The sequence below is a fragment of the Clostridium estertheticum genome, assembly GCF_018861295.1.
Lineage (GTDB): Bacteria > Bacillota > Clostridia > Clostridiales > Clostridiaceae > Clostridium_AD > Clostridium_AD estertheticum_D.
The window spans coordinates 1-7,278 of record NZ_JAHLDM010000054.1 but is presented as its reverse complement, the minus strand read 5'-3'; the positions used below and the strand labels follow the sequence as shown (position 1 = coordinate 7,278).

Sequence of the window (7,278 nt, the reverse complement as noted above, 5' to 3'; positions counted from 1 at the left end):
AAGGTCCACCATATGGGGATATAGCTCAGCTGGGAGAGCACCTGCCTTGCACGCAGGGGGTCAAGGGTTCGATTCCCTTTATCTCCACCAAAAAACAGTCTAATATGGACTGTTTTTTATTTCGTTAAAAATTAATAAACATACTAAAATAAAATGTGTAAATGAATAAAAAAGTTTAAATATGAAGGGAGAACTACATTGTCACTATATAGAATAAAGCAGTTTTACAGATCAATTGTTGCTAAAATTAATGATAAAGATGTAGATTTCCTAAAAACTTATTTAAAAACTTATGAATTGTTGTTATTTAATAAACTACCTACATATGAACAAAAGCATTGCATAAATGTAGCTAGAGATGTAGAAATAAATTGTAACAAAAGAAAATTACAATCATTTAATTTGATAAAAGTTGCATTGTTACATGATATAGGTAAGATATATAGTAAAATGAATCCAATAGATAAATCTATAATGGTTATATTGCATAAAATAACAAATGGAAAAATTAAAGCATTTAACAAATTTAAAAATGTTAATATGTATTATAACCATGGAGAGATAGGATGTAATTTATTGAAACAATATGGATATGATGATAGATTTTTATTTTTAATAAAAAATCATCATAACAATAGTATAATAGATGATATAGAATTGAATATATTAAAAGAATGTGATAATAAAAATTAAGAAGCTAATAATAGTTTCTTTTTTTATAACCATTTATAATAAATTAAGAAAAATATATATAAATGGAATAATTTATATATTATAAAATATTTTTAATAACTAGTGAATAGTGCTAGAATATAATTAAATACATATACTAGGAGGATGAAATGAATTCAAAGGAAAGAAGAGAATATATTAGAAATCTACTAGTTACAAAGGATAATACATATAAAGGTCAGTTTCTAGCAGAGAAATTAGGAGTCACAAGGCAGGTTATTGTAAAGGATATAGCAATTATAAGAGCAGAAGGAGTAAACATAATTGCAACTCCAGAAGGTTATTTGATTCCTAGTGAACAAAATAATTTTGTACGCAGAGTAATAGCAGTTTCACATGGGCGTAATGACATATATAATGAGCTTGAATGTATTGTTAAGTTCGGTGGGGTAGTAGAAGATGTAACAGTAGAACACCCTTTATATGGCGAAATAAGAGCAATGATTATGATAAAATCGCTTATGGATATCGAAGTATTTACAAAAAATTTTAAAGAAGCAAGTCTTCAGCCATTATCATATTTAACTAAAGGTATACATTTGCATACTATAAAGGCGGATAATGAGAAAATTATAGAAGCTATTATAAAAGAATTAAAAGAGAAAAATTATTTGATTTCTGATTAGTTTATTTTTGTAATATTGCAGATCAGCAGGAGATGATTTATTTAATAAGGGGAGATTATTATGGAAAATGTTGCACTCTTAAAATGCGAACACTATGATGTTGATTTAATAGAAAAAAAGTTACGAGAAGGATTTGAATTATTGGGTGGAGATGATTTTTTAAGAAAATTAATACCTAAAGATAGTAAAGTACTTTTGAAACCTAATATGTTAAGTGTTGAAAGCAAAGAATCACCAGTAGTAACTCATTATGCTGTTTTCGAGGCAGTAATTAGAATTGTTAAGGAATATTCAAATTATGTTAGCTTTGGTGATTCACCAGGTTTTGGTGATTCAAGGAAGGCAGCAGAGAAATCTGGTCTTATGGAAGTTGCAGATAGATATGGGGTTAAATTTGAGGATTTTAAAGAATCAGTGCATGTTAGATTAGATAATTCTATTCTATGCAAATCATGGAATGTTGCTAAAGCAGCGTATGAAGCAGATGTTGTTATAACGCTTCCAAAGCTTAAAACACATGCTATGGCTTATTATACAGGGGCTGTAAAAAATCAATTTGGATGCATACCGGGAACGCAAAAGGCAACATGGCATACAAGAATGCCCGATGCAAATAATTTTTGTAAGATGCTTCTGGATTTGAATACAGCTGTAGGGACTAACTTTGCTATCGTAGACGGTATAATTGCGATGGAAGGTAATGGTCCTAAAAGTGGTCAGGCGTATAATTTGAACACTTTAATTATGGGACAAAGCTTAACGGCTGTAGATTCCACTGCGGTTAGGCTTATAGGTTATGACAATCCATTAGATACACCAGTATTAAAAGAGGCACACGATAGCAAGTGGGGAGTAGTGCTTCCAAAGGATATAAACATACTTGGAGAAAAATTAGAGGATATGAAAGCGAAAAACTTTAAACTATGTCGTAAGGGTGGTAATTTTTATTTTATAAACCCAGCTGTAACTAATTTTTTAAGGGGAATGATAGCGCCAAATCCAACACTTATTCAAGAAAAATGTATAGGGTGTGGTAGGTGCGCAGAGGTATGTCCAGAAAAGCCAGTGGTGATTACAATGGTGAAAAATGGGGATAAATTAAACCCTAAATGGAATATGAATGAATGCATTAGATGTTTTTGTTGTCAAGAATTATGTCCAGTTGGTGCAATTGAAACAAAATATTCAACTCTAGGAAGATTACTAAAACTAAATAAGAGGTGAATCTTGTGAAAGGGAAAAAAACAATAGCAACTATTATCTTGATAATAGTATTTATTATAATTTTCTTAGGTAACATAGTTAAGCTAGCCATAAATATTCAATGGTTTAAAGAAGTTGGCTATTTATCTGTATATTTTACTAAGATAACATCAATTTTAAAGTTAATGATACCAGTATTTATAGTAAGTTATATATCAATATGGACATATTATAAAATAATTAAAGGAATTATTATAAGAAGCAAAAGGGTCGAAGAGTGTAATAAAAATAAAGAAAAGATAAAACGTAGTATTAGTATTCTAATTAATACTATAATTTCTTTTATAATATCTTTTAGTTTTGCATCTAAATATTGGTATACAATATTACAATTTGCGAGTACAACAAAATTTAATTCTGTAGATCCATTATTCAAAAAAGATATTTCATTTTTTATATTTAAACTTCCATTGATTGAATCACTATATAAGATGTTTATAACGCTTATTGCGGGCTTAATGATAATTACCATAATAACGTATATTATATTAAGGTCAAAGGATTATATAATGTATCCAAGAAAAAGGAATAATTTTTCTGTACTTAAAAAATTTAAGAATATTAGAAACGTAAGAGGTGAATTAACTAAATTTGCAGGAAGGCAGCTTGCCGCTTTATCTTCAATTGTAATACTTTTAGTGTCTTTAGGATATTTAATTAAGTCTTGGGATTTAGTATATTCACAAAAAGGAATAGTATTTGGAGCAAGTTATACGGATGTACATGTAACATTAAGGTTTTATGAGGTAATAGCGGTAGTATCTTTAATATCTGCCATTATAACATTTATAAGCATTTTAACATATAAAATAAAACCTATAGTTATATCTATTATTGTGATAACTATTTTAATTATTGGGGAAAATATAACATCAATTTCAGTTCAAAAATTTGAAGTTCAATCAAACGAAAAAACTCTAGAAAAACCTTATATTCAGTACAATATAGATAGTACAAGAAAAGCTTTTAATATAAATAATATAGATGAAATACCATTTGAGATAAAAAATGATTTAACAAAAGAGGATATTAAAGAAAATAAAGATACCGTTAATAATATAAAAGTAAATTCTTATAAGCCAGCGTTAGAATTTTATAACCAATTCCAATATTTAAGGTATTATTATGGATTTAATGATATAGATATTGATAGATATAATATTAATGGAAAATACAATCAAGTATTTATAGCACCAAGAGAAGTTAATTTAGGGTCGTTAAAAGGTAATTCAAACACTTGGCAGAATAGACATTTAGTTTATACACATGGGTATGGCGTAGTTGTAAGCAAGGTAAATTCTGTAACTAGTGAAGGACAACCAGATTTCATAATTAACAATATACCACTAGAAAATAAAACAAATATAAAGTTAGCTAATCCTAGAATATATTTTGGTGAAAAAACCAATGATTATAGCATTGTTAATACTAAAATTGGAGAGCTTGATTACCCTAAGGGTGGGGAAAACCAAATGAATAGTTATGAAGGCATGGCTGGCATAAAAATGAATATTTTAAATAGAATTCTATTTGCAATTGATCAAAAAAGTGCTAAATTTTTATTGTCTGATGATATTACGTCTAATAGTAAAATATTAATTGATAGGAATATACTTGAAAGAGTAAAAAAGATTGCTCCGTTTTTAACATATGATGATGATCCATACATTGTAATAAATGGTGGAAGGTTATATTGGATTATAGATGCATATACAACTTCAAATAGATATCCATATTCACAGCCACAAGATGGCAAAAATTATATAAGGAATTCAGTTAAAGTGGTTATTGATGCATTAGATGGAACTCCTGACTTTTATATAGTTGATAAAAATGATCCTATAGTAAATAGCTATTCAAAAATATTTCCACAATTATTTAAAAATTTAGAGTCAATTCCAAGTGGTATAAAAGAACACTTTAAATACCCAGAGAGCCTATTTAGTTTACAATCAAATCTTCTAGAAAAATATCATATAACAGATCCAGAAGTATTTTATAACGGAGATGATGTATGGTCTATAGCAACAAATCAAGACAAAATTGAAGGTAACCAAGAGAAGATTGACGCTTCTTACTTAATAATGAAATTACCAAAGGAAAAAAAGCAAGAAATGGTTTTACTTGAATATTTCAATACTAAAGGGCGAGATAACATGGTATCGTTGTTTGGAGCAAGAATGGATGGAGATAATTATGGTAAAATGGTCTTATATATATTGCCACCAAAACAAACGGTGTATAGCCCAGTATTATTTAAGCAACAGATAAATCAAGATACTGTAATATCAAAGGAATTATCACTTTGGAATACGCAAGGGTCTCAGGTTCAATTCGGAGAAACAGTAATTGTACCAATTAAAAATTCTCTGCTTTACGTAGAACCTATGTATTTAAGGGCTAAGGGGAAAACAAGTATACCAGAGATGAAAAAAGTTATAGTATCTTATGGTGGTAAAATAGTTTTAGATGACAATATAGAGTCAGCATTAGAACAAATATTTAATAGTTCTGATAGAACTAATATATCTAAATCTGTATATAATTCAGATTTAGATTCTAAAACATCGGATAATATAAAAATTGCTAAAGATCTATATAATAAGGCAATGGAAGCTAAAAAAAATGGTAAAATAGATGAATATGGAACATATATAAAACTATTAGGTGATGTTCTTAATAAGGTAATTAAATAGAATATATTTAATATAATCTAAAAAGTTTTTATATACTGCGCCGTATGTTTAAAAAAAGGATATAATAACAATGTAAAGAAAAAGTTTGGGTATGCTGGAGGGTTATAATGGATTATGATGTACTTATTTTAGGCGGAGGAATAATTGGATGTGCAGTAGCTTATGAAATTTCAAAATATAATCTTAATATAGCTGTTATTGAAAAGGACTATGATATAGCAGATGATGTAGCATTAATAAATACTGCTATGGTATATAATGGCGTTGAGAGTGAAGACACTTTAACTGCAAAGCTTGAACGTATGGGAAATAAAATGATGGATACTATAAGTGCTAAATTTAATATTCCATTCAAAAGATGTGGTTCCCTAATACTTGCTCAAACTGATGAAGAAGTAGATATAATACAAGGAATATATAATAGAGCAATAGATAGAGGAACAAAGGATGTGCTTATTTTAGACTCTGAATATATACATGAGATGGAACCAAATCTAAATGTAGATATAAAAAAAGCACTATATTCTAAAAATACAGGTGTAATTTGTCCATTTGATTTAGCATTATCCTATGGCGAAGTAGCATTTGATAATGGTGTTAAATTTAAACTAGAAGAAGAAGTAATAGACATTCAAGAGCTAACAAAAGGTTTTAAAGTTATTACCAATAAAAACAAATTAACTTGTAAAATGGTAATAAATACAACGCCATCGGAAAATTACAGCATAGTAAATGAAAAAAAAGTTAATGAAAATAAAAAGAAATCTACCATGAATGGAAAAGATATAGATAATAATGAGGGAGTATCGAAATATATACTTTTAGATAATAATGAAAAAACAAAATATTCTCATGCATTATTTATGATGAATTCTAAGGGCGAGAGGATTTATACACTTCCAACTATGGAAGGAGATACGGTAGCTGCTATTAGTACAAGAGAGAATGTTAGTTATGATGAAGTAGTAAAAAGGGTGTCTAAGATAACAAGTGTCGTGGATGATATGAATGTTAAAATGTTTTTGGATTGGCCTTTTTTCGAAGATCCTATGGTAATTGATGATAGCAGTATAGACGAAGGACTTATTCAAATCAAAGGAAAACACTATGGCCAAGTTACTATGACACCGGCTATTGCAAGTATTGTATGTGAGAGTGTAGTGAGTAATATGAAGTGCAAACTTAAAAAAGATTTTAATGATAAAAGAAGAGAAAATTATAAATTCCGCGATTTGTGTGATGAAGAGAGAAAAAGAGTTATAGAGCTTGATGAAAAATATGGTAGAATCATATGTGGATGCCAAAAGGTAACTGAAGGTGAAATAGTTGATGCTATACGTAGACCTCTTGGTGCACGAACAGTAGAAGGTGTTAAAAGAAGAACTGGCGCTGCATTTGGAAATTGCCAAGGGGCACATTGCCTAAATAAAGTCGTTTCTATTTTGGCGAGAGAGACTAGTAAAAAAATGACAGAAATAACTAAGGACTCAAAAGACTCTAATATTTTGTTATGTAGAATAAAAGAATTTAATAGTATGTAGGGGATGAGTATACTTGAAAAAAGAAACTAGTTATGACATTAATGAAAATGAGGATGTATTAACAACTTTAGTTAGGATAAAAGGTTCGGATTTGTGTAATGTGGTTTCAGTAAAAACAAGTAAACCTATTAATAAGAAGTTATGGATAGAGTGCTCTAAGGCATTGAGTAGAATACATGTGGGACCACCTATAAAAATAGGAGATGTAGTATGTAAAAATTTACTTAATACTGGAATTGATATTATCTGTACTAAAAATGTGGAGAGAAATAGCTAGTACATATAATTAGAAAATATAGGGGCTTATTAATTTGACATTAAAAGTTTTTATGTCAAGCATTTTTGAAAATGTCCCGATATAAGTGAAACATTAGCACCAACAAATTGTTGGTGCTTTACTTTTTTAAAATCATGATTTTG

Annotated in this window: 5 protein-coding genes, 1 tRNA gene and 1 pseudogene; all 7 read left to right on the top strand. The window is 28.7% G+C overall.

The features are described from left to right. Positions 1-14: 14 nt before the first annotated feature. Positions 15-90 (top strand) — tRNA-Ala (locus KPL54_RS25350). Between the two features lie 108 nt (positions 91-198). Further along, positions 199-693, top strand: coding sequence for an HDIG domain-containing metalloprotein (locus KPL54_RS25345; protein ID WP_216109263.1), 495 nt, complete (start codon positions 199-201; stop codon positions 691-693). Between the two features lie 149 nt (positions 694-842). Continuing rightward, positions 843-1,358, top strand: a complete 516-nt coding sequence (locus tag KPL54_RS25340) for a transcription repressor NadR (protein WP_216109262.1) — start codon at positions 843-845, stop codon at positions 1,356-1,358. 60 nt (positions 1,359-1,418) lie between these two features. Continuing rightward, positions 1,419-2,582, top strand: coding sequence for a DUF362 domain-containing protein (locus KPL54_RS25335; protein WP_216109261.1), 1,164 nt, complete (start codon positions 1,419-1,421; stop codon positions 2,580-2,582). A gap of 5 nt (positions 2,583-2,587) precedes the next feature. Next, entirely contained in the window at positions 2,588-5,317 is a 2,730-nt protein-coding gene (locus KPL54_RS25330; protein ID WP_216109260.1) for a UPF0182 family protein, read from the top strand. 107 nt (positions 5,318-5,424) lie between these two features. Then, positions 5,425-6,858: an NAD(P)/FAD-dependent oxidoreductase gene (locus KPL54_RS25325; protein ID WP_216109259.1), complete on the top strand. Its 1,434-nt coding sequence runs from the start codon at positions 5,425-5,427 to the stop codon at positions 6,856-6,858. A gap of 28 nt (positions 6,859-6,886) precedes the next feature. Further along, positions 6,887-7,135 (top strand): annotated as a pseudogene (locus tag KPL54_RS25320) (DUF1667 domain-containing protein); the annotation flags it as partial. Between the last annotated feature and the right edge of the window lie 143 nt (positions 7,136-7,278).

What these genes read in the sequence shown, in the direction of transcription:
- KPL54_RS25325 (WP_216109259.1), top strand. Translation starts at nt 5,425, where the DNA reads ATGGATTATGATGTACTTATTTTAGGCGGAGGAATAATTGGATGTGCA.
- KPL54_RS25335 (WP_216109261.1), top strand. Translation starts at nt 1,419, where the DNA reads ATGGAAAATGTTGCACTCTTAAAATGCGAACACTATGATGTTGATTTA.
- KPL54_RS25340 (WP_216109262.1), top strand. Translation starts at nt 843, where the DNA reads ATGAATTCAAAGGAAAGAAGAGAATATATTAGAAATCTACTAGTTACA.